The 20,391-nt window shown below is 40.5% G+C and carries 22 protein-coding genes and 2 pseudogenes; 9 read left to right on the forward strand and 15 right to left on the reverse strand.

The annotated features are described in order from the left end of the window. Positions 1 to 327: 327 nt before the first annotated feature. The 4 genes from ACE01T_RS01805 to ftsY form a co-directional block, all read right to left on the reverse strand. Complete coding sequence (locus ACE01T_RS01805) at positions 328 to 996, reverse strand: DUF2057 family protein (RefSeq protein ID WP_166168456.1); 669 nt, start codon at positions 994 to 996, stop codon at positions 328 to 330. Between the two features lie 211 nt (positions 997 to 1,207). Continuing rightward, the gene (locus tag ACE01T_RS01810; protein ID WP_180082833.1) at positions 1,208 to 1,801 is read right to left on the reverse strand and encodes a nitroreductase family protein; all 594 of its coding nucleotides are present in this window, start codon (positions 1,799 to 1,801) and stop codon (positions 1,208 to 1,210) included. A gap of 187 nt (positions 1,802 to 1,988) precedes the next feature. Beyond that, complete coding sequence (locus tag ACE01T_RS01815) at positions 1,989 to 2,675, reverse strand: nitroreductase family protein (RefSeq protein ID WP_180044310.1); 687 nt, start codon at positions 2,673 to 2,675, stop codon at positions 1,989 to 1,991. A 174-nt stretch (positions 2,676 to 2,849) separates the two neighbouring features. Next, positions 2,850 to 3,965, reverse strand: coding sequence for a signal recognition particle-docking protein FtsY (gene ftsY / locus ACE01T_RS01820; RefSeq protein WP_180044312.1), 1,116 nt, complete (start codon positions 3,963 to 3,965; stop codon positions 2,850 to 2,852). A gap of 251 nt (positions 3,966 to 4,216) precedes the next feature. Here ftsY and ACE01T_RS01825 point away from each other — a divergent pair. Together ACE01T_RS01825 and ACE01T_RS01830 are read left to right on the forward strand one after the other, a co-directional pair. After that, positions 4,217 to 5,521: pseudogene (locus ACE01T_RS01825) on the forward strand (M16 family metallopeptidase). An 11-nt stretch (positions 5,522 to 5,532) separates the two neighbouring features. After that, a pseudogene (locus ACE01T_RS01830) lies at positions 5,533 to 7,102 on the forward strand (M16 family metallopeptidase). Here ACE01T_RS01830 and ACE01T_RS01835 read toward each other — a convergent pair. Together ACE01T_RS01835 and ACE01T_RS01840 are read right to left on the reverse strand one after the other, a co-directional pair. Further along, a complete protein-coding gene (locus tag ACE01T_RS01835) occupies positions 7,029 to 7,349 on the reverse strand; it encodes a hypothetical protein (protein WP_166168437.1) in 321 nt (106 codons plus the stop codon). The pseudogene ACE01T_RS01830 and the gene ACE01T_RS01835 overlap by 74 nt on opposite strands. A 108-nt stretch (positions 7,350 to 7,457) precedes the next feature. Then, a complete protein-coding gene (locus ACE01T_RS01840) occupies positions 7,458 to 7,817 on the reverse strand; it encodes a hypothetical protein (RefSeq protein ID WP_086196292.1) in 360 nt (119 codons plus the stop codon). Positions 7,818 to 8,037: 220 nt separating this feature from the next. On the opposite strand from ACE01T_RS01840, the gene ACE01T_RS01845 reads away from it, so the two are divergent. The 3 genes from ACE01T_RS01845 (at position 8,038) to ACE01T_RS01855 (ending at position 9,349) form a co-directional block, all read left to right on the forward strand. Then, a complete protein-coding gene (locus tag ACE01T_RS01845; protein ID WP_086196293.1) occupies positions 8,038 to 8,271 on the forward strand; it encodes an SEL1-like repeat protein in 234 nt (77 codons plus the stop codon). 139 nt (positions 8,272 to 8,410) lie between these two features. Continuing rightward, positions 8,411 to 8,785: a DUF2750 domain-containing protein gene (locus ACE01T_RS01850; RefSeq protein ID WP_180044314.1), complete on the forward strand. Its 375-nt coding sequence runs from the start codon at positions 8,411 to 8,413 to the stop codon at positions 8,783 to 8,785. Between the two features lie 132 nt (positions 8,786 to 8,917). Next, positions 8,918 to 9,349, forward strand: coding sequence for a CBS domain-containing protein (locus ACE01T_RS01855; RefSeq protein WP_180044315.1), 432 nt, complete (start codon positions 8,918 to 8,920; stop codon positions 9,347 to 9,349). A 161-nt stretch (positions 9,350 to 9,510) separates the two neighbouring features. Here the strand turns inward: ACE01T_RS01855 and trpB are convergent, their stop codons facing one another. The 9 genes from trpB to ACE01T_RS01900 all read right to left on the reverse strand — a co-directional run bounded on the left by trpB (position 9,511) and on the right by ACE01T_RS01900 (position 17,218). Continuing rightward, the gene (gene trpB / locus ACE01T_RS01860) at positions 9,511 to 10,719 is read right to left on the reverse strand and encodes a tryptophan synthase subunit beta (protein ID WP_180044317.1); all 1,209 of its coding nucleotides are present in this window, start codon (positions 10,717 to 10,719) and stop codon (positions 9,511 to 9,513) included. A 45-nt stretch (positions 10,720 to 10,764) separates the two neighbouring features. Further along, the gene (locus ACE01T_RS01865; RefSeq protein WP_395518639.1) at positions 10,765 to 11,952 is read right to left on the reverse strand and encodes a vWA domain-containing protein; all 1,188 of its coding nucleotides are present in this window, start codon (positions 11,950 to 11,952) and stop codon (positions 10,765 to 10,767) included. 13 nt (positions 11,953 to 11,965) lie between these two features. Then, positions 11,966 to 12,817: an AAA family ATPase gene (locus ACE01T_RS01870; protein ID WP_180044321.1), complete on the reverse strand. Its 852-nt coding sequence runs from the start codon at positions 12,815 to 12,817 to the stop codon at positions 11,966 to 11,968. Between the two features lie 21 nt (positions 12,818 to 12,838). Then, a complete protein-coding gene (locus ACE01T_RS01875; protein WP_086196299.1) occupies positions 12,839 to 13,222 on the reverse strand; it encodes a hypothetical protein in 384 nt (127 codons plus the stop codon). 22 nt (positions 13,223 to 13,244) lie between these two features. After that, positions 13,245 to 13,553, reverse strand: coding sequence for a YcgL domain-containing protein (locus ACE01T_RS01880; protein ID WP_086196300.1), 309 nt, complete (start codon positions 13,551 to 13,553; stop codon positions 13,245 to 13,247). 129 nt (positions 13,554 to 13,682) lie between these two features. Next, positions 13,683 to 14,825, reverse strand: coding sequence for a ribonuclease D (locus ACE01T_RS01885; RefSeq protein WP_166168416.1), 1,143 nt, complete (start codon positions 14,823 to 14,825; stop codon positions 13,683 to 13,685). A 226-nt stretch (positions 14,826 to 15,051) separates the two neighbouring features. After that, the gene (recR, locus tag ACE01T_RS01890; protein WP_092819481.1) at positions 15,052 to 15,648 is read right to left on the reverse strand and encodes a recombination mediator RecR; all 597 of its coding nucleotides are present in this window, start codon (positions 15,646 to 15,648) and stop codon (positions 15,052 to 15,054) included. Between the two features lie 12 nt (positions 15,649 to 15,660). Then, positions 15,661 to 15,990, reverse strand: a complete 330-nt coding sequence (locus ACE01T_RS01895; protein WP_086196303.1) for a YbaB/EbfC family nucleoid-associated protein — start codon at positions 15,988 to 15,990, stop codon at positions 15,661 to 15,663. Positions 15,991 to 16,030: 40 nt separating this feature from the next. After that, positions 16,031 to 17,218, reverse strand: a complete 1,188-nt coding sequence (locus tag ACE01T_RS01900; RefSeq protein ID WP_180043453.1) for an O-succinylhomoserine sulfhydrylase — start codon at positions 17,216 to 17,218, stop codon at positions 16,031 to 16,033. Positions 17,219 to 17,352: 134 nt separating this feature from the next. On the opposite strand from ACE01T_RS01900, the gene ACE01T_RS01905 reads away from it, so the two are divergent. From ACE01T_RS01905 to ACE01T_RS01920, 4 genes are all read left to right on the forward strand, one after another. Continuing rightward, complete coding sequence (locus ACE01T_RS01905) at positions 17,353 to 18,444, forward strand: alpha/beta fold hydrolase (RefSeq protein ID WP_180043451.1); 1,092 nt, start codon at positions 17,353 to 17,355, stop codon at positions 18,442 to 18,444. A 10-nt stretch (positions 18,445 to 18,454) separates the two neighbouring features. Further along, positions 18,455 to 19,327 carry an NAD(P)-dependent oxidoreductase gene (locus tag ACE01T_RS01910; protein ID WP_180043449.1) on the forward strand — a complete coding sequence of 291 codons (873 nt, stop codon included), beginning with the start codon at positions 18,455 to 18,457 and terminating at the stop codon, positions 19,325 to 19,327. 81 nt (positions 19,328 to 19,408) lie between these two features. Then, on the forward strand, positions 19,409 to 19,678 hold the full coding sequence (locus ACE01T_RS01915) for a YARHG domain-containing protein (RefSeq protein WP_180043447.1): 270 nt from the start codon (positions 19,409 to 19,411) through the stop codon (positions 19,676 to 19,678). Between the two features lie 32 nt (positions 19,679 to 19,710). Next, complete coding sequence (locus ACE01T_RS01920; RefSeq protein WP_086196307.1) at positions 19,711 to 20,124, forward strand: HIT family protein; 414 nt, start codon at positions 19,711 to 19,713, stop codon at positions 20,122 to 20,124. The last annotated feature ends 267 nt before the right edge of the window (positions 20,125 to 20,391 follow it).

Raw genomic sequence — 20,391 nt, forward strand, 5'->3', positions numbered from 1 at the left:
CCTACCTCGTCAGTAGAAAATATAACGCAATAAACATTCAACAACTTAACCTGTTCAGCTAAGTTCGTTTGCTGTATCGCGTCGGGATGCAGCGTATTCTATAGAGTTTTTAAATCAACACAACCTCTATTATAGAATTTTCTATAATTTTACATTCGAGTGTTTGTTTTTTAACCCAATAAGGTATTTTTAGCATATTTAAAGACTATTTTGAGTGTTTTTTACACATTGCAACATTCATTTTTTAGATAATTTTTACCATTTTAATTTTTATTCGTCCTTCTCAAAATAATAAAACCAGCTTTACGCTGGTTTTATTGAGATTTATTAATTGGAATGCTCTGCTAGCCATGACATAAACTTCTGACGTTCTGCTTTATTTGCTTTTTGCCATAATTGAATCAGTTGCTGATCAGCAGTTACTCCTGAAGTTAACGACTCACTAGAAGTAGCTGCCACCATTTTTGATTGCACGGCTGCTTGTGTATATATAGGTGCTGGCTGATTCTGCAAAGCTGTTTTCTTTTGAGTCAAATCTGTAGTTTTTGAAAATATACCTTGTCCTAACCATGGTTTTTGTTCTGTGTTTGCACCTACTTGCTGCACCAGCATCTGATTATTTTTATCAAACAATGCCACCACAGGTTGTTCAGCATATTTTTTTGCAGCTTCAAAATTTGCTGGCGCATTGATCAGGTCCAGTCGATATTCTTCACCATCTTGCAAAATGGGCGTGCGGACAGTCACCACAGATGATTTCACAATATCATGTTCACCATTCAAATGTTCAAAATACTGGGTGTAACGCATACTAATATTGCTAATACCTGCATCAACTTTGTATTGATTGTTCTTGGCACGAAATAATCCCGTATTAACTTCCTGATCATTCACCGCTAGAATTTTAATTTCTTCTGGTGCTGAAATAGTAACGGCTGAAAATGCAGCACTACTTACCATCAATGCAGCTGCAGCAAAAGTTAATTTTAGGCTCATCCCACTATCTCTTCTTTGAATATTAAAAATAAATTGCACTATGCAATTAACAAATGACAATTTTATGACAATGCTATTTTTAATACAGCTGTATTTTCAAGACTTTGTTGAGATAAGCTTTGCAGCTTAATTGATTTATCTATCATTCACTTTATCAATAAAAAGAGTGCCATTTCAGCACTCTCTTAACTTGACTTAAGTAAAACATTGATCAGTCAAATCTTTTGAAACGGATACTATCATCAAGAAATGTTTTTTCTCCCGCTGGTACTTCAATTGAACCAAACACCAATTCGGCACGTAATTTCCAGTTTTCAGGGATATCGAAGGTGGCTGCCACTTCATCATCAATCACGGGATTGTAATGCTGCAAGGAAGCACCAATATGCTGTTCTGCCAATGATGCCCATACAGCAAACTGTGCAATGCCAGTCGAATGCTCTGACCATGCTGGAAAATGCTCAGCATATAAGGGGAATTGTTCTTGGAGAGATTTTACCGCATCCTGATCTTCAAAAAACAGTACCGTGCCATAACCGGCTGCAAAACTGTTAATTTTTGCATTAGTACTTGCAAATGAATCTTCTGGCACAATTTTACGTAATGTTTCACGTACGATACTCCAGAATTTCGCATGTGATTCTCCATATAGGGTCACGATACGTGAAGTTTGTGAATTGAAAGCAGAAGGGCTATTTCGTACTACCTCTTTAATAATCTCTTCGATTTGATCAGCTGCGATCGGAACGTTTTGACCAATTGCATAAATAGTACGGCGTTGTTTCATATGGGCTAAAAATGACATGGCTCACCTTCTTGGAATTTTAATAACCGTAATTAGAATATATTGATCTTATGTTAATTTTAGAAGTATTCCGCAATTAAAAAAGTGACATTGTGTTTTATTTATAGAATAGTTTTATAGTTGATTTTCAACCGATATAAAACAATAAAGCACCTATAAAAAATGCTTTATTGATATCACGATCAGATTAATTCAGAATTCTAAATCGTTCAGCATTTTGAGGTTCTTTTTTAATCTCTACCTCTTGTTCAATGGAACCAAAAACCAGCTGTGCTCGCAGCAACCAAGATTCATTAATGTGAAAATGTTCCGCAACTGCCGTATCTATACTCGGATTATAATGCTGCAAACAGGCACCGATGCCTGAATCAGCCAAGGCTGTCCATACTGCATATTGCGCCATACCCGATGTCTGTTCTGACCAGATTGGAAAATCATCAGCATTAAAAGGAATTTTCTTTTGCAATTTTTGAATAATGTTCTGATCTTCATAGAACAGTACCGTTCCATACCCTGCCATGCATTGATCTATTTTCATTGCTGTACCGGCGAATACATGTACGGCGACTAGTTTACGTTGCACTTCTTTGACAATTTCCCAAAATTGCTTATGGGAATCACCAAACAACACCACAATTCTAGAACTTTGACAATTTAATGCAGATGGACAGCTTCGCACAGCCTCTTGAATCAACTCTGCCAAATAGGCCTGGCTAAAATGAACCTTTCTTCCTAGAACATAAATACTGCGACGTTTTTTTAATTGATCAACAAATGTTAATTCATTCACCTCTTCAACAGCTCTTTTTTTAAATTTTAATTCTTTGGTGATATCTGTGGTAAGGACATGACCAATTTTCTCTAATAATGCCACAACAGTACTCCCCAATAAGAATGCTAAAGCTTTTAAGATTTTTTCATATTCTAACGGTTTTATAAGAGAGTTCTTTGGATCATGGATTTTTAAATGTTGTTTTTTAAATCAAACAATTACTACTAAAATAACAAACTCCGCATTTAGCGGAGTTTGTGTGAAATATAACGCATTTTACTTTTCAGTTTCAAAGAGTGCAGCAACAAATGCTTTTGCCGAGAATGGACGTAAATCATCAATTTTCTCGCCCACACCAATAAAGCGGATAGGTACATGGGTACGGCTGGCAATATTAAATAGCACCCCGCCTTTAGCCGTGCCATCGAGCTTGGTAATGGTGAGTCCTGTCAAGCCAACAGCTTCATCAAACATTTCAACCTGATTAATTGCATTTTGACCAGTACCCGCATCCACCACCAGCATAATTTCATGCGGTGCTGTCGCATCAATTTTTTGCATCACGCGTTTTACTTTGGTCAACTCTTGCATTAAATGACCTTTGTTATGCAAACGACCCGCAGTATCAGCAATCAGCACATCCACGCCTTTGGCACGTGCACTTTCAAAAGCATCAAAAATGACGGATGCACTGTCTGCACCATGACCCTGTGCAACCACTGAAATATTGTTGCGTTCGCCCCAAATTTGTAATTGTTCTGTTGCTGCAGCACGGAAGGTATCGCCCGCAGCCAGCATGACTTTTTTGCCTTCGCCTTGCAAACGTTTTGCCAACTTACCAATCGTAGTGGTTTTACCCACGCCATTAACCCCTACCACCAAAATCACAAATGGTTTTTTATTTGGATCAATATGTAAAGGCTTAACACGCGGAGCAAGCAATGCCACCAATTCTTCTTGCAACGCTTTATAAAGCGAATGTGAATAAATCAGATCACCACGCGCAGTACGCTCTGTTAAGTTAGCAATAATGGTTTTGGTTGCATCTACACCAATATCTGCAACCAGTAATTGCTCTTCCACTTCTTCCAGCAATTCATCATCGATTTCTTTACCACCAATGAGAATGTTGACCATACCATCGGCAAGGTTTTTACGGGTTTTGGTCAAGCCTTCTTTCATGCGGCTAAAAAAGCCACCTTTAGACGTAGCGCCTTGCTCTATTTCTGTTTGCTCGGTTTCTGTGGCTACAGGCGCAGAAACAGTAGCTTGTTTATTTTGAGTTTCAACAATAGGGATATTTACCGCGGGTAAATTCGGTAAAGTGACATCGTCATCCCCGATATCAGCATCAATCAAAAATTTATTTTGCCCATTAGATTGCTGTTGCATGCCGAATCCTTGAAAAGCATAGCGTTAAAAAACAAGGATTCTAGCATAGTTTTGTCCTGCGTTTTCCAATAGACACTGAACACACCAAAAACCAACAACTTAACCTTTGCTTTCAAGCAAAAGTCTCTGAAAATGATCATAAATATAATTTATGACTGGGGGTAAAGCTTGTGCTCGAAAGCAGCTACCCACTTTTTTTAAAGCCGTCTTTTTTTAAAAATCCAGTTTTAACGCTCACATTGGCTTTATTGATGCTTCAAAGTGGCTGGGTACATGCAGAGACTCGCAGTAAACTGACACCTACGACCTTTGAAACTACACTCAAAAATGGTTTAAAAGTAATTATTCGGAAAGATCACCGTTCTCCTATGGTCATGACGCAAATCTGGTACCGGGTAGGCAGCAGCGATGAATCGGGGAACTTATTAGGCATTTCGCATGTACTGGAACATATGATGTTTAAAGGTATGCAAAAAGTTCCCGATGATGAATTTACCCGCTTAAGCCGTATGTATGGTGGACGCATCAATGCTTCAACTTTTACCAATTACACCAATTATTACCAGCTTTACCCTAAAACCTATTTACCCCCTGGCTTTAGAACTTGAAGCAGACCGGATGAGCAATTTGCTGTTACGCCAGCAGGATTTTGACCCTGAAATTAAAGTGGTGATGGAAGAACGGCGCTTACGTACACTAGATCTTTAGCTTTCGAACGTTTTAAATGGATCACCTATCCAACCAGCCATTATCGCCAACCGGTGATTGGCCACATGAAAAATCTGCAAAACATCCAGCTTGAAGATATCAAAAAATGGTATCGTGACTGGTATAGCCCCAATAATGCCCTCCTTGTGATTGTCGGTGATGTCGACACTGAACAAACCTTGCTGCAAGTACAAAAGTATTTTGCCGATATCCCTGTCAGAAAAACCCCGCCACGCAATGACGTATTAGAATTTGACCATATCGGTTATCGCCATATGGAATTGAATTTTCCTGTGAAAGTACCCAACCTGTTTATGACCTGGAACGTGCGCTCACTGGTCACAGCCAAAAATCCGCAAGATGCTTATGCCTTAACCATCATCAAGAACATCTTGGACAGTGGAATTTCTTCACGACTGCAAGATAATCTGGTGCGGGACAAAAAAATATTAACCTCGGTCAGTGTATCTTACGATCCTTATAGCCGCGGAGATAGCTTATTGAGTATTTCAGCCTTGCCTATAGACGGATTGAGTTTGCCAGAGGCAGAACAAGCCATTCAAGCTGAAATTGAGCTGCTCAAAACGGAGCTGGTCAAACCCACAGAAATCAAGCGAGTGACAGCTAGATATGTCTCCAATTTAGTCTATAGTCAGGATGACATTGCCGGACAAGCCCAGATGATCGGCAATCTGGAGATTAACGGTTTAAGTTTTCGCTTGATGGATGAACTGCCCAAACATTTTGAAACTGTCACTCCGCAAGATATACAACGCATAGCGAATATTTATTTCAGCCGTGACAATTTGAGCACCTTATACCTTTTTCCTGAAAATAAAACCCAATAGTGGAATTTGCTATGTTCAAGCTGCATTCTCGCCTTATCTTTGTTTCTATGATGATCTGGGTTCAAGCGGCAAGTGCTGAAATTGATTTAAATACTCTCCCCGATGACTATTCAACACAGCTGAAATCAATCCCCCTGTTACAAAGCTTGAAAATCACCCATCCACAAAATCAATTCCACGCCCCCTATGTGCATGAGCTAAAAAACAGATATCAAATTCGTACGCTATTTGTAGAATCACAGGATTTACCTATGGTTGATATTCAGCTGACCTTTAATGCAGGCTCGGCCCGGGATGAAGAAATCGCACCAGGTTTATTTGGTATTGCTAATATGGCAGCAAAATTAATTGATGAAGGAACAGAAAAATATACGGCCAATGAAATTGCCCATATTTTTGAAAATGTAGGGGCACGATTTAGTGCTCAGGCGTATCGGGACATGTTTATTGTAAAATTACGGGTATTGTCTGAGCCTAAAAAACTTGAACCGGCTATAGCCATGCTGCTGGAAGTACTCAACCATTCCACCTTTAAAAAATCCAGTATCAATCTGGTATTAAGCAATACTCAAGTAGGCCAGAAACAGATCCAGGAAAGCCCTGGCCGCATGATGAATATCCTGTTTTACCGTGCTTTATATGGAAAACATGCCTATGCCGAACCCATTACCGGGACTCAGCGCAGTATTAGCAAAATCACACCGGCACAATTACAGCAGTTTAAGGAACAATTTTTGGTAGCACAGAACCTGAATATTGCCATTACCGGTCAACTCAGTCCCAAACAGGCACAGCAACTTGCTGAACATAAAACACGGAGAAAAAGCTAGACCTCTAGCTCAACCAGTCGATAACTCAGGTTTTGATATTCGCCATATCAAGTTTAACTCCAGTCAGGCACATGTGATGATGGGACAACTGGGCCCTACACATTTTGATCCGGATCGACTCGCCCTAGAAGTGGCCAACCAGATGTTTGGGCGAAGTGGTTTTAATTCTATCTTAATGAAAGAACTACGGGTTAAGCGCGGTTTTACCTATGGAGCTTATAGTTCATTTTCATTTAGTCAGGCTCCCGGAACTTTTAGTTTTAGTTATTCCACCCGACAAGACCAGTTGCTCGACAGCATACAGGTTGCTCATCAGACCTTGATCAATTTTGTCAGCCAACCTATTAACCCAAAACAGCTGGAAGAAACCAAGGCCGGGATGTTACGCGCTTTTCCAAATAATTATAGTAGTAATGCCAGTATCAATGCACAGTTAGGTTCGCTAGGATTTTACAATCAGCCCGCTGACTACCTGAGCAATTATCCCAAATTATTAGAAAAAATTACCTTGCAAGATGTTCAGAATGCCCTTCAAAAACATCTGCATCCTGAATGCCTCACTATTATTGTGGTCAATGATAAATTAGACAAAGCCGCGCTGGAGACAACACTTAAACAAGATTTAAGTCCCCAAGTTCACTCAAACACGCCTTCGGTTGAGCCAATCCCTAAAACAATTATTGCTCCGCCTGCAAAGGAGGTAACTGATGAGCCTGTGTCATCTCCAGATGATGCGCTTGCATCAATTTGAAATATTGTGCATAAGGAATCTGAGGTTGCTGTATCAAGAGCAGGGCCATTTCTTGGGTCGCCGGATAATTGGCTTGAGCTGAAAGTTGTACTACATTTTCAAATTGTTTAACAGTAATGGGACGATGCAGGGCAATAAAAGCAAGAATCAGAATAATGGCAATGATTGTAACGACAAATCCGTTATAAATATCTTCCAGCTTTATTTGAGATTTTAATTGAACAATTTTCTGTACAGCGCTATGCATAACCTACCTCGAATTCAAGGTAGTGTAGGATGCAGCATAAAGAAGTACAAGCAGATTTGCTCAATTTCGCCATATTTACCACAGAAATCAAGCAAATCAATTCAGCGATTAGACAATGACATTCCGGATTACTGCAAAGTAAAGCACCAGTGCGATAATCACTAATACCACTAGAATTGCAAAAGCCCCCACTCCTCTTTCAGCATGCACGGGATGCAGTTCATCATCATCAGCTATGCGCAGCAACTCACCATTATAGATACTATAAAAATCCTCACGTTGCTGTATATCAAGCTGGCGAGTAAAATCATAAACTCTTTTACGCTGTGCCAAACAATAATTACCCAAGTGAATTTCCTGATGGAAAATGGCTTCATCTAAATTTTTACGATGCTGATGTGCAAGTTCAATGATTTGATCTACAGTAGGAGGCAAATCGAATGTAAAACCATCTAATGTTTTTGTCATATTATTCTCCTTATATTTTCAAACTCTCATTAACATACTAAGCAAAAATCATTTTGTATATTGTTTAATCATGTAACCTTGAATTTAATAATATAGCCCATAGATATTGTTTGACAATTTAGGTGCGATGTAATATTAATTTAACAATAGCTAGTTAAATTGGTATCAAGACAAACTTATTAGTCTATCTAGCAATCATAATTACAATAAGGAGTTTAATATGATTCAACAAATCTCTCATCAAGACTTAGAACATGCATATGCAGATGCAGTCAATACAATTCAGTCTCAAATGAATTTTGCAGATGCAGTTCAAAAACTGGAAGAAGTGGCTCGTGCCGGACATGGTAAGGCTGCCTTATTTTTAGCAGAACTTTATTATCAAGGTTTCCGAGTAGAACGCGACTCACTCAAAGCACAATATTGGCAGAAGCTGGCCACGATGCAAGCCTAATAAAACGTCACCAAGGTGGCGTTTTTTAATGCCTTCTCTTTCTAAATACATATTTATTTACATAGTTTCTCAAAGCTTACACTGAACTTTCATCTTCATTCCTTACAATAACTGCTGAATTCACTACATGTATTCGGGTATGAATCAAATTAATTCATTACAGCCTATTCCTAAAGACTTATTTTTTAAGATCACGATTTTAAAATCTATGATGTATTGTGGTGTACTGTGGGGTTTATATCATCAGCAGGGTTGGGCCATGATGTCTGATCATGAAGATTTTATTTTTCCCTTTTGGCTAAACGGCCTACAGGCACAAAAATATGCCGAACATCATTGGCCAAATTATATGCCGCGTAAAATTACTTCAGCGGATTTTCAGGACTTGCTGTTACCAACACTCACTCGTTTAAATGTTACCCCTGCACTTTGTAATTCATCTAGCCAAAAATTTAAATTGACCACACAACAGATGCGGCATTTCTTTTTTGCTGAATCTTTACAATCTGCTTGAGGGTTTGCGGCAAATATTAAAAGTGAAATTCAGAGAAATGTAAATTTTTATTAATGACCTGAAAAGTATTTGCATTTTTCTGATTTCGCGCTAAGTTTAATGTCAAATAAGGAACAAAAAGGATGATAATAAATGACTAATGTTGCACAAGTTATTCACGATAAAATTGATAAAACCATTTTTACGATTGATCCAGAATCAACGGTACTTGAAGCAATTTCGCTTATGGCAGATAAAGGCATTGGTGCACTGGTCGTGACTGATCAAGAGAAAGTGGTCGGTATTCTTTCTGAACGTGATTACATGCGTAAAGTGACGTTGATGGAACGGACCTCTAAAGAAACGACAGTCGGTGAAATCATGACTACTAAAGTACTGACCGTGACTAAATCCACCAGTGTTGAAGACTGTTTAAGTTTAATGACTGATCGCCATTTACGTCATCTTCCTGTAGTTGAAAATTCAAAACTGGTAGGGTTAATCTCGATTGGTGATTTGGTCAAAGCCGTAATGGAAGATCAGCGCAAACTCATCGATCAATTGCAGCAATATATCGCCAGTTAAGATTTCAAGCACATTAAAAAACCTCTCGAAATGAGAGGTTTTTTTAATCCCTTTAAAGCTCCCTTTCATAAAGAGAGACTTTAGCTATCTCTTATAAAGATGGAAAAAGAAACCTTCTTTAAAAAAATGAGCACATATGATGTAAGAGAGAGATTTTATAATTAGTTCAAGCCTAATTTTTCTGCCACATAATCCGAGTCTTTATCGCCACGACCCGAAACATTCACGACAATTTTCACATCTTTTGCCATTTTGGGTGCTTCACGCAAAGCCCAGGCGACTGCATGAGAACTTTCAAGTGCAGGAACAATTCCCTCTACACGTGAAAGTGTCATAAAAGCATCCAGGCATTCCTGGTCTGTTGCTGTGGTATATTCCACACGACCCAAGTCTTTCAACAAGCTGTGCTGTGGACCTACGCCCGGATAATCCAGACCTGAAGCAATCGAGTGTACCGGCAAAGGCTCACCTTGTTCATCTTCAAGGACATAACATGCCATTCCGTGAAGCTGGCTCGGTTTACCCAAAGTCAGGGTAGCTGAGTGCATCGTAGTATCCAGACCATGGCCTGCTGGTTCCACCCCAACAAGTTTTACATCGGCATCGTTTAAAAATGCAGAAAAGGCACCCATGGCATTCGAGCCACCACCAACACAAGCTACGATATAATCCGGGTTTGAACCAAAACGGTCATTGGTCTGAACTTTAATTTCATCACCAATAATTGCCTGAAAGTCACGCACCATTTTCGGGAATGGATGTGGACCAACCACTGAACCAATCGCATAAATAAAGTTTTTCGGATCTTTGAGATATTCTTCAAACGCGCTGTCTACCGCATCTTTTAATGTTGCCGTACCACGGGTAACAGAAATCAGGTTGGCACCCAAGATCTTCATCTTCACCACGTTCGGATGTTCTTTTTCAATATCTACCTGTCCCATATGAATTTCACATGGAATACCGACTAAGGCACATGCAGTTGCAAGAGCTACACCATGCTGGCCTGCACCGGTTTCAGCAATGACTTTTTTCTTACCCATGTATTTGGCAAGTAAAGCTTCGCCTAGGCAATGGTTAATCTTATGTGCACCAGTATGGTTTAAATCTTCACGTTTCAGGTAAATTTGCGCTCCACCCAATTGGTCAGACAAACGCTTGGCATGAAACAGCGGACTTGGACGACCCACATAGTTGGCAAATAAATCGGCTAGTTCATTCTGGAATTCTGCAGTATGGCGAATTTGCTCATACGCGACATTAATTTCATCCATCGCTTCTTTTAAATGAGGCGGAATAAACTGACCACCATATTGTCCAAAGAAACCTTCTTCATTGGGTAATGGGATGCCATTAATTTGATGATCCATTTTCAATTCCTTCATTTAAAAAGAACGCATTTAATTTCAATGCGTTTAACGAGCCAAATATTTTGTCATGTCTTCCACGCCCTTTAAGGTCATGGGATACATATGATCTTCAAAGATTTGTTTGATCTGACCAATGGTATGGGTGTAATGCCAATAACTGTCTTGTTCTGGATTAAGCCAGGCCGTCTTTTCAAAATGTTGACGTAAATGCTGTAACCAGACATTACCTGCTTCATCATTCATATATTCAACAGAACCACCCACTGAGTTCAGCTCATAAGGTGCCATACTGGCATCCCCTACCACAATTACCCGATAGTCGCGCCCATAAGTATTGAATAAATCCCAGGTATTCATGCGGGTATTAGAACGGCGGATATTGTCTTTCCAGACATAGTCATACAAACAGTTATGAAAATAAAAATATTCTAAAGTTTTAAATTCGGTTTTGGCCGCGCTGAACAGTTTTTCACATTCAGCGATATACGAGTCCATCGACCCACCAACATCGAACAACATCAGCACTTTAATACGGTTGCGACGTTCCGGAACCAGCTGTACATCTAAAATCCCTTGCTTGGCGGTTTCACGAATCGTGCTGTTAATATCAAGCTCTTCAGCTGCGCCTTGACGGGCAAACTTGCGTAAACGGCGGAGTGCCATTTGCATTTGCCGTGTACCTAAAATCTGTTCATCATCCAGGTTTTGGTATTTACGCTGTTCCCAAACCTTAACCGCAGAACGTTTACGTCCCGGCCCACCAATACGCACACCTTCAGGATGATCACCATACGCCCCAAAGGGTGAAGTGCCACCGGTACCAATCATCTTGTTACCGCCTTGATGCTTCTTGTGCTGCTCACGAAGACGCTCTTCCAGCATCTTCATCAGCTCTTCCAGTGAGCCGGCTTTTTTCAGTTCTTCCCGCTGCTCAGGCGTGAGATGCTTTTCCAGAAGTTCCAGATCAAACCAGTCTTTTGGTAACTTATGCACCTGATTAAGCAAATCATCCAGATCAAAAGTGGAGATGCCATCAAAGTAATCTTTCATGGCTCGGTCAAACTTGTCAAAGAAACGCTCATCTTTAACCATAACCGTTTTTGCGAGTTCATAGAACTCTTCCTGATTGGCAAACACCAAGCCTGAAGCTACAGCTTCATTCAGATCAATCAGTTCACGGGTTGATACTGGCACACCGTATTTGCGTAAGGTATAAAACAATCGCACAAACATGCGTGTTTCTCCCTTAGCGACGCGACATAAAGGCTAAACGTTCAAGCAACTGGACATCTTGCTCGTTTTTAATCAATGCACCATATAGGGGGGGAATCGCCTTGGATTTGTCATGCTTGCGTAAAATATCTTCAGGCATGTCATCTGCCATCAGCAAGCTTAACCAGTCAATCAACTCAGAGGTGGATGGTGGTTTCTTTAAGCCTGGAATCTGGCGAAGCTTGAAGAAGACCTGTAAAGCTTCATTGACCAAAGCTGCAGACACTTGCGGGAAATGCACGTCAATAATTTCACGCATGGTCGCTTCATCAGGGAATTCAATATAATGGAAGAAACAGCGGCGCAAGAATGCATCTGGCAGTTCTTTTTCATTATTTGAAGTAATAATCACGATAGGACGCTGTGTCGCCGTGATGGTTTCCCCTGTTTCATAAACAAAAAACGACATTTTGTCGAGTTCATGCAATAAGTCATTCGGAAACTCGATGTCTGCTTTATCAATTTCATCAATCAACAAGACACAGCGTTGTTCACTGGTGAACGCTTCCCACAATTTTCCAGGCTTGATGTAGTTTTTAATATCATAAACACGATCATCACCTAACTGGCTATCACGCAAACGGGATACAGCATCGTATTCATACAGGCCTTGCTGGGCTTTCGTGGTGGACTTGATATGCCAGGTCAGCAGCTTCAGTCCCAAGCTTTCTGCGACTTGTTCGGCAAGTAGGGTTTTACCTGTGCCCGGCTCACCTTTAACCAAAAGCGGCTTTTGCAAGCTACGTGCCGCTTTAACGGCAAGTTTTAAACTATCAGTCGCAATGTACTGATCTGTACCAAGAAATTGTTGAGTATCCACAGACATGATTTAACCTTATTGTTTTATTTAAAGTGGTGAACTATTGTTGTTTGCGACAAACTTTGCTTTGTTGGCCATATATTTTGACCATAAAGCGCCAATGATCAGGCCAAGCCCGATCACAAAGAGAATGAGAGAAGCATTGGTCCAGACCAAAGCTTTTTCTTTGGTTAAAAGACCAAATAGCAGTCCAAAAAAAGCCGGAGCGATAGCAGCATTATTTCCTTCAGAAACTGTCGGCGTGAGTAAAATAGCAAAGCCGATGAGCCATGTCATTCCACCTAGCGGCTTAGGCAAACGTTTTGCAATAACATACCAGGCCCAAAGAATAATCACGCTTCCTAGCAGATATACCGTGACGGCAATGCTATCTTCAGGAATTGAATCTAGTAGTGAAAAAAAACTATTCATCGTTACAACTCCTGATTAGCCTTTAAGCACCACGCAGCCCTTCGGGTGCAACCGCATTCGGATTGATTAATCCTTCTGGAGGGACTTGAATAAAGAAACCTTTGGTTTCAATAGAGTCAATCACATGTAATACATTGACACGCGCCAGTTTACGGCTTTCGGTTAACTCCAAATCCATAACAAAAGTTGCACGACCAAATGCAACACGCATCGCTTCTGGCAAGATTTCCAGCGGATTTACTGCCTCAGCTTCATTCTCAGAAGTTTCTGGACGGGCGATGTAAAGATACATTTCATCTTTTTTGCTAGATTTAAAAATTGAACAGTGCATAGTTGAAACAGGACTCATAAAACTCAGCACAAAGCATACATTAAAAAAAAGACCGATACATTAGTGATTATTAACGCATCAGTCGTGATTGTGTGTAAATGTTAATTCTTTGAACAAAATGGTTAAAAATTAGTCCATCACTTTCATTTGCGTAGACAGATAACTTTCATCTGCATGTAACACATCAATCAGTGGCTTGGTCAGAACATCATAGCGCCAACCGAGCAGATAAGCGGGCAAATCCTGTTCATCATTATGAAATACCACATGCTGATATAGTGCATTAAGCCATTTTTTACGCATCAATACTTCTTTAGGTACAGTAGTTTCTTGTACCACAGCCTGAATGACATTCTCCACTCTTTCACCAATTTCTTTGGATGAGTGACGAATTGGACGTGCCATACGCAGTGGCCATTCTGCCTGTTCAGGCAAAAATTTAAGTAGGTCCAGAATGGTTTTACCATATTCACGCACAATATTTTGACGGATATCCTTAATGCTGGACAACTGGAAATGATTACGCGGATTTTTTTCCACCAGATCAATCAGGGTAGAATTTTTCAGAATAAAGCTGCGAGGATAATTCAAGGCTTTGACCATCTGTTCGCGCCACACAGCCAGTTGTTGCAACTGCATCAATTGACGGCGTGAATGCCGGTAGTTTCCAATATCGTGATAAAGCAACTCTAGCGGTGTTTCCTGACCAATTTCATGGGTCAGATGACGGCAATCTTCCAGGGCAAAATCCAGTAAGTGCTTATCGCCTAATTCCTGCTGGATTTTATTCGATAGATTCATTAAATATAGTACGTCATTCGCCGCATAGGTGAGTTGCTCCGAGCTTAACGGACGCGCCAACCAGTCAGATCGGGTCTGGTCTTTATCAATGTCCACATCCAGCATGTGCTTTAACGCATTTTGATAGCTTACCTGTAGCCCATGGCCTAAAAAAGACATGCCAATCTGGGTATCAAAAACATTGCTTAGGCTTTTTTGCTGTGAGTAATGATAAATTAAATCAATATCTTCACTGCAGGCATGGAAAATATTCTGCTGGGCCTGAAACAATTTTTTCCAGAATGCCGACAGGTCTAAACTTGTGCCATCAAGTAAAAAAACCCGATCCGCAACATTAATTTGAAATACACCGAGTTTAGGCCAAAGAGTATCCACCTTGATGAATTCGGTATCCAATCCATAAATGGATGTCTGCCCCATCAAGTGCAGAATATCTTCTAAATCTTTTTGTTGATGAATGAACTGAAACATATTACCGAGTCTAAAAGCAGATTCTCTTGAAAAGTATATTAACCGATATATAACATTTAGATATAACAAAATCTACATCTAGCGCATATATTCACCATATTTTAATTTTTAAATAAAAAATCAACATTTTTTTATATTTTTTTTGTATAAGTTTAAGACTATTTTTCTCGTAAATGCCACCCTGTTCTTATTCTTGTTAAAAATAATGAAATAAGCACCCTGGTACTTATTTCATACGCATACGATTATGCACCGCCTGACTTAAAGTATGGCTATCCACATATTCAAGTTCTCCCCCTTGAGGAACACCTTGAGCAATCCGGGTCATTTGAATCGGTAAATGCTTGGTTGCTTCAACCAGATAATGTGCTGTCGCCTGACCTTCTACAGTAGCATTGGTTGCCAATATAACTTCTGAAACCGTGCCCTGACTCAGGCGCTGAATCAGATAGGGAATCCCGATTTCTTCTGGCCCAATTCCGTCCAGTGGAGACAAATGTCCACCCAGCACATGGTATTTACCCCGAAAACTGCCACTTTGTTCAATCGCCATCACATCTGCTGGTGATTCCACCACACAGAGCAGCTGATCATCACGTTCATGCGAAAGACAGATATCGCAGACTTCATTTTCAGTGAGCGAATGACAAACGCTACATTCCTGAATATAGGTAGCTGCTTCATTTAAAGCATGTGCCAACCCGACTGCACCTTCCCTGTTTTTCATGATCAGGTGTAATGCCATGCGCTGAGCCGATTTCGGCCCAACACTTGGCAGAATCCGTAAGGCTTGAACCAGTTGATCAAATCGATCACTAAACACTGGACGTATTCCTTAGAATAAACCTGAAAGACCTGGTGGCAAGCCCATACCAGAATTAGCCGCTTTCATTTTTTCTTCAGAAATGGCTTCGGCCTGACGTGCAGCATCATTCATTGCAGCTGCGATTAAGTCTTCAATCATATCTGCATCGTCTTGCAGCAATTCAGGGCTGATTTCGATACGTTTTACCACGTTACGGCAAGTCATGGTGACTTTCACCAGACCGCCGCCTGCTTCAGCATGAACTTCAGTTTGCGCAAGCTGTTCTTTGGCCTTTTTAACATTGGCTTCCATATCTTTTTGCATGCGCTGTGCTTGCTGCATCAACATGTTAATGTTCATAAAATACTCCGAACACAAAACTTAAAAATAAGATAAAAATTTAAATTAAATCTAAACCACGACTAATGTCGCGAATAATATCATCAATATCTTCCAAACCAACAGATACACGGATTAATCCTTCACGAATCCCTGCAGCTTCTTTGGCTTCTGGTGAAAGCTTACCGTGAGTTGTAGTTGCTGGATGAGTAATAGTTGATTTCACATCGCCCAGGTTACCGGTAATGGAAATAAACTGGGTATTGTCGATAACTTTCCAAGCCCCTTCACGCCCACCTTTGACTTCAAAGGACACAATACCGCCAAAACCGCTTTGCTGTTTGGCTGCAAGCTCATGACCGATATGTGAAGGCAAACCAGCGTAATACACTTTTTCTACTTTGTCGTGCTGATTTAAAAATTCAGCCAGTTTTTGTGCATTTGCTGAATGTTCACGCATACGTAAACGCAGAGTTTCCAGACCTTTCAAAAAAACCCAGGCATTAAATGGACTCATTGACGGGCCAGTGGTGCGGACATAACCAAATACTTCTTCAAGCAGTTTGTGATTACCTACCACAGCACCACCCAAAGCGCGACCTTGACCATCCAGATATTTGGTTGCTGAATAGACAACCAGGTCAGCCCCTAATTTAATTGGCTGTTGCAATGCCGGCGTACAGAAGCTGTTATCAATCGCCAGTAATGCACCATTGGCATGAGCCAGATCAGCCAAAGCCTGAATATCGGCAATTTCAGCCAGTGGATTGGATGGAGATTCAACAAACAGTAATTTGGTTTCAGGTTTGATTGCATTTTTCCACGCATCAAGATCGGTTAAATCAACAAAATCGACTGCTATACCAAATTTAGCCACGTATTTTTCAAAAAGAGAAACCGTTGAACCAAACACCGCACGTGAACAGATGACGTGATCGCCCAGTTTCAAATAAGACATAGCCACAGCCATGATGGCTGCCATGCCAGTACTGGTTGCAACAGCACGTTCCGCACCATCTAATGCGGCAAGGCGCTTTTCAAACATCGCAACTGTCGGGTTGGTAAAGCGCGAATAAATGTTGCCAGGTTCCTGACCAGAAAACTTAGCTGCGGCTTCTGCTGCATTTTCATAGACGAATGATGAAGTGAGAAAAATTGGTTCACCATGCTCGCCTTCAAAACTGCGTGTATGACCTGTACGAATAGCTAAGGTATCTAATTGGTATTCAATGTCGTCTTGTTGGCTCATTTGTATTACCCAGTCCTGGACTGTATTGCTAATAATTGCCAACATTTTGAGCGTCTATGGCATTTAAGGTCAAGGTATAATGCATAAATATCGCCTACACTTCGATCAATCCCCATATGTCAGCACACCCAGCAATGATTCAAGTTAAAAATAAAATTGCCAAACATAAAAGCAAACTCAAAAACCTGTCAAAGACTTTATTTAACTCAAAATCACTGGTTTTATCGCAAGCCACTCCCTATGAAGTCATTGCAGAGTACAAACAAACACGGGTACGTTACTACGCCTCACCGGATAGACAATATAAAGAACCCCTGGTTTTTGTTGCCCCCCTTGCAATCAATATGGCCATTTACGACCTGTACCCGTACCGCTCATTGGTCAAAAACTTTCAACATAGTGGTTTTGATGTCTATCTGCTTGAATGGGGCCGATATAATTATAAAGATCGCTTTCTCAATTTCATGTCGTTTATTGATGATGCGATTCCGCATTGTATTGATCAGATCCGGACGCATTCAAATAGCGATGAAATTTCACTGCATGGCTGGAGCATGGCAGGCGTATTTGTCATGTTGTATTGCGCACTACATCAACCAAACCACGTTAAAAATTTAATTGTATTGGGCAGTCCGGTGGACAGTCATGCCTCGGGTCGTACCGGTAAACTTTTTCAAAAGGTCAATCAGCTGATTGCCAAAAATAAAGCCCTGCAAAACAAGATTTACTCAGGAACTGTGCCCAAGCATCTGATTCATAGCCCAGGCCTACTGAACTCACTCGGTTTTAAAATGATTGATCCTGTGGGATGGATACAAAGCCAGAAACAGCTTCTAGCCAACCTCGATAACCTGCAAGCCTTATATGAACACGCCACCATGGGTAATTTCCTGAACCGGATGATTGATTACCCGGGGGGTATCAATCAGGACATGATTTTTAATGTCTGGCTACAAAATCCGCTCAAAAACGGTGTTATCAGATTACAGGATAAGCATATCGAATTAAAACATATAGCCTGCTCTTTACTGATAGGCGCGGGTCGTAGCGATCGGATTGTTTCAGAAGAGGCCGTTAAACCTTTAATTGAATTGACAAATAGTCAGGATGTCACGTTTACTCTTATCCCAGGTGGTCATTTGGGACTCATGTCTAGCCAGTCCAGTGCCAACGAGTTCTGGCCTTTCATGACTACCTGGCTAAAACAGAGATCGAGCAAAATATAAAGGAAACATCATGATTCAGTCAGTTGCATTTATCGGCTTAGGCGCAATGGGTTACCGTATGGCAGCGCATTTACCTCAACATTTTGATACGGTGTATGTATGGAACCGCAATTTCGAAAAAGCCAAACAGCATGCAACTGAATATGGCACGCAAGCCGTAGAACTTAAACAGGCTGTTCAGGCAGATATCATTTTTTCTTGCCTGCCAACCAGCCAGGAAGTCGAAGACCTCATTGCAACGGTTCAGATTAAATCGGGCGCAGTATGGGTCGACTGCACCAGTGGTGTTCCTGAATCTGCGAAAAAGCTCAACCAGCAGTTAAAAGCATGGGATGTAGATTTTCTGGATGCACCAGTCAGCGGGCAAACCATTGGTGCGGAAAATGGCACATTAACCGTAATGATTGGTGGTGAAGCTGCTGCTTTTGAAAAAGCCCTTCCTGCAATTCAAGCCTTCGGCAAACTGATTAAACATGTCGGTGAATCAGGTGCAGGTTTCGCAGTCAAAGCGGTCAACAATATGCTCTTAGCCGTCAATCTTTGTTCAGTGGCCGAAGGTTTTACCACCTTAAAAGTGCATGGGGTAAATCTGCATGAAGCTTTAGACTGCATTAATGCGTCAAGCGGTAAAAGTGGCGTAACGGAAATGGTGTTACCACAACGTATTTTAAATCGTGCCTTCCCGCTGACTTTTGCTCTGCCATTATTGGCAAAAGATACCGGCATTGCACTTGATCTGGTTCGTGATGCCAAACTGTCAGCACCGGTGATTGCCTTGACTCAAAGTCTGATTCAGGCAGCCAGTAATTTAGCAGAAAAAGACAGTGACTTTTCTAGTGCTGTGAAAATGTACGAATCTTGGAATAAAATTACACTTGAGTAATTACTCGCCATTGAATAATAATAAATAAACCTAATATTGTGTAGAAGTGCTCTACACAATATTCTCACAGAGGAAACCCTCATGACCAAGCTTAGTGTTGCAGTTTTGGCTAGTTTTACAACTTTCTTTGGGGCAACTGTTTTTGCAGCGACAGCAGAGCAAGAGTGCCAACAATTAAAAAATGACCATGATGTCATTTATGCCTCTAAAGGTTTTTGCTTTAAAGACCCGGAAGCCAAGGCCAAGTTCGGCAATGACAATTGTTATACAACCAAGCCCAAATTTTCAGAAAAAGAGCAACAACGACTTGACGCCATCAAAGATCGTCAGAAAGAATTGAACTGTAAATAATTACAGTACCCAATCACTTTCAAGGACTAGACATGCTTTACGATGATCAAAATATTTTTGCACGAATTATCCGTAATGAACTTCCTGCAATAAAAGTGTATGAGGACGAACAGGTTCTGGCTTTTATGGACATTATGCCCCAGGCAGAAGGTCATACGTTGGTCATCCCGAAAACACCTGCAATTACCTTGCTCGATCTGCCACCTGATGCCGCTGCCTATACCATTCAGATTGTGCAAAGAATTGCCCAGGCAATGAAAATAGCACTTGATGTTCAAGGTATTGTACTGATGCAACTTTCAGGTGCATCTGCTGGTCAAACTGTTCCACATGTACATTTTCACCTTATTCCAAGTTCAGTGCATGAGCTTGGAAAACATGCATTACATATGGGTGACCAGGAAAAAATTAAAGCACTGGCTGAAAAGATTAAAGCTGAACTTTAAAATTCACTAGAATTTTAATTTGTAAAAAATGGAGCTTAAGCTCCATTTTTTTATATTTGAGATTGAATCAACTCATCTCACAGATTTTAATAAAAATTTAAATTATTGAAAAACAATAAAATATATTATTTTTTTAATCATCTTCGTCATCAAACTGTCATATAGCTTTCACTTCACTGTCACAAAGTTTGCAGATACTGCTTAGCAAGTTGGTGAGCTTTTGTAAATTTTTGTACACAAGCAAACTATAAAAAGAGTCAACAGGGC

This window comes from Acinetobacter uliginosus (assembly GCF_044130295.1).
GTDB lineage: Bacteria > Pseudomonadota > Gammaproteobacteria > Pseudomonadales > Moraxellaceae > Acinetobacter.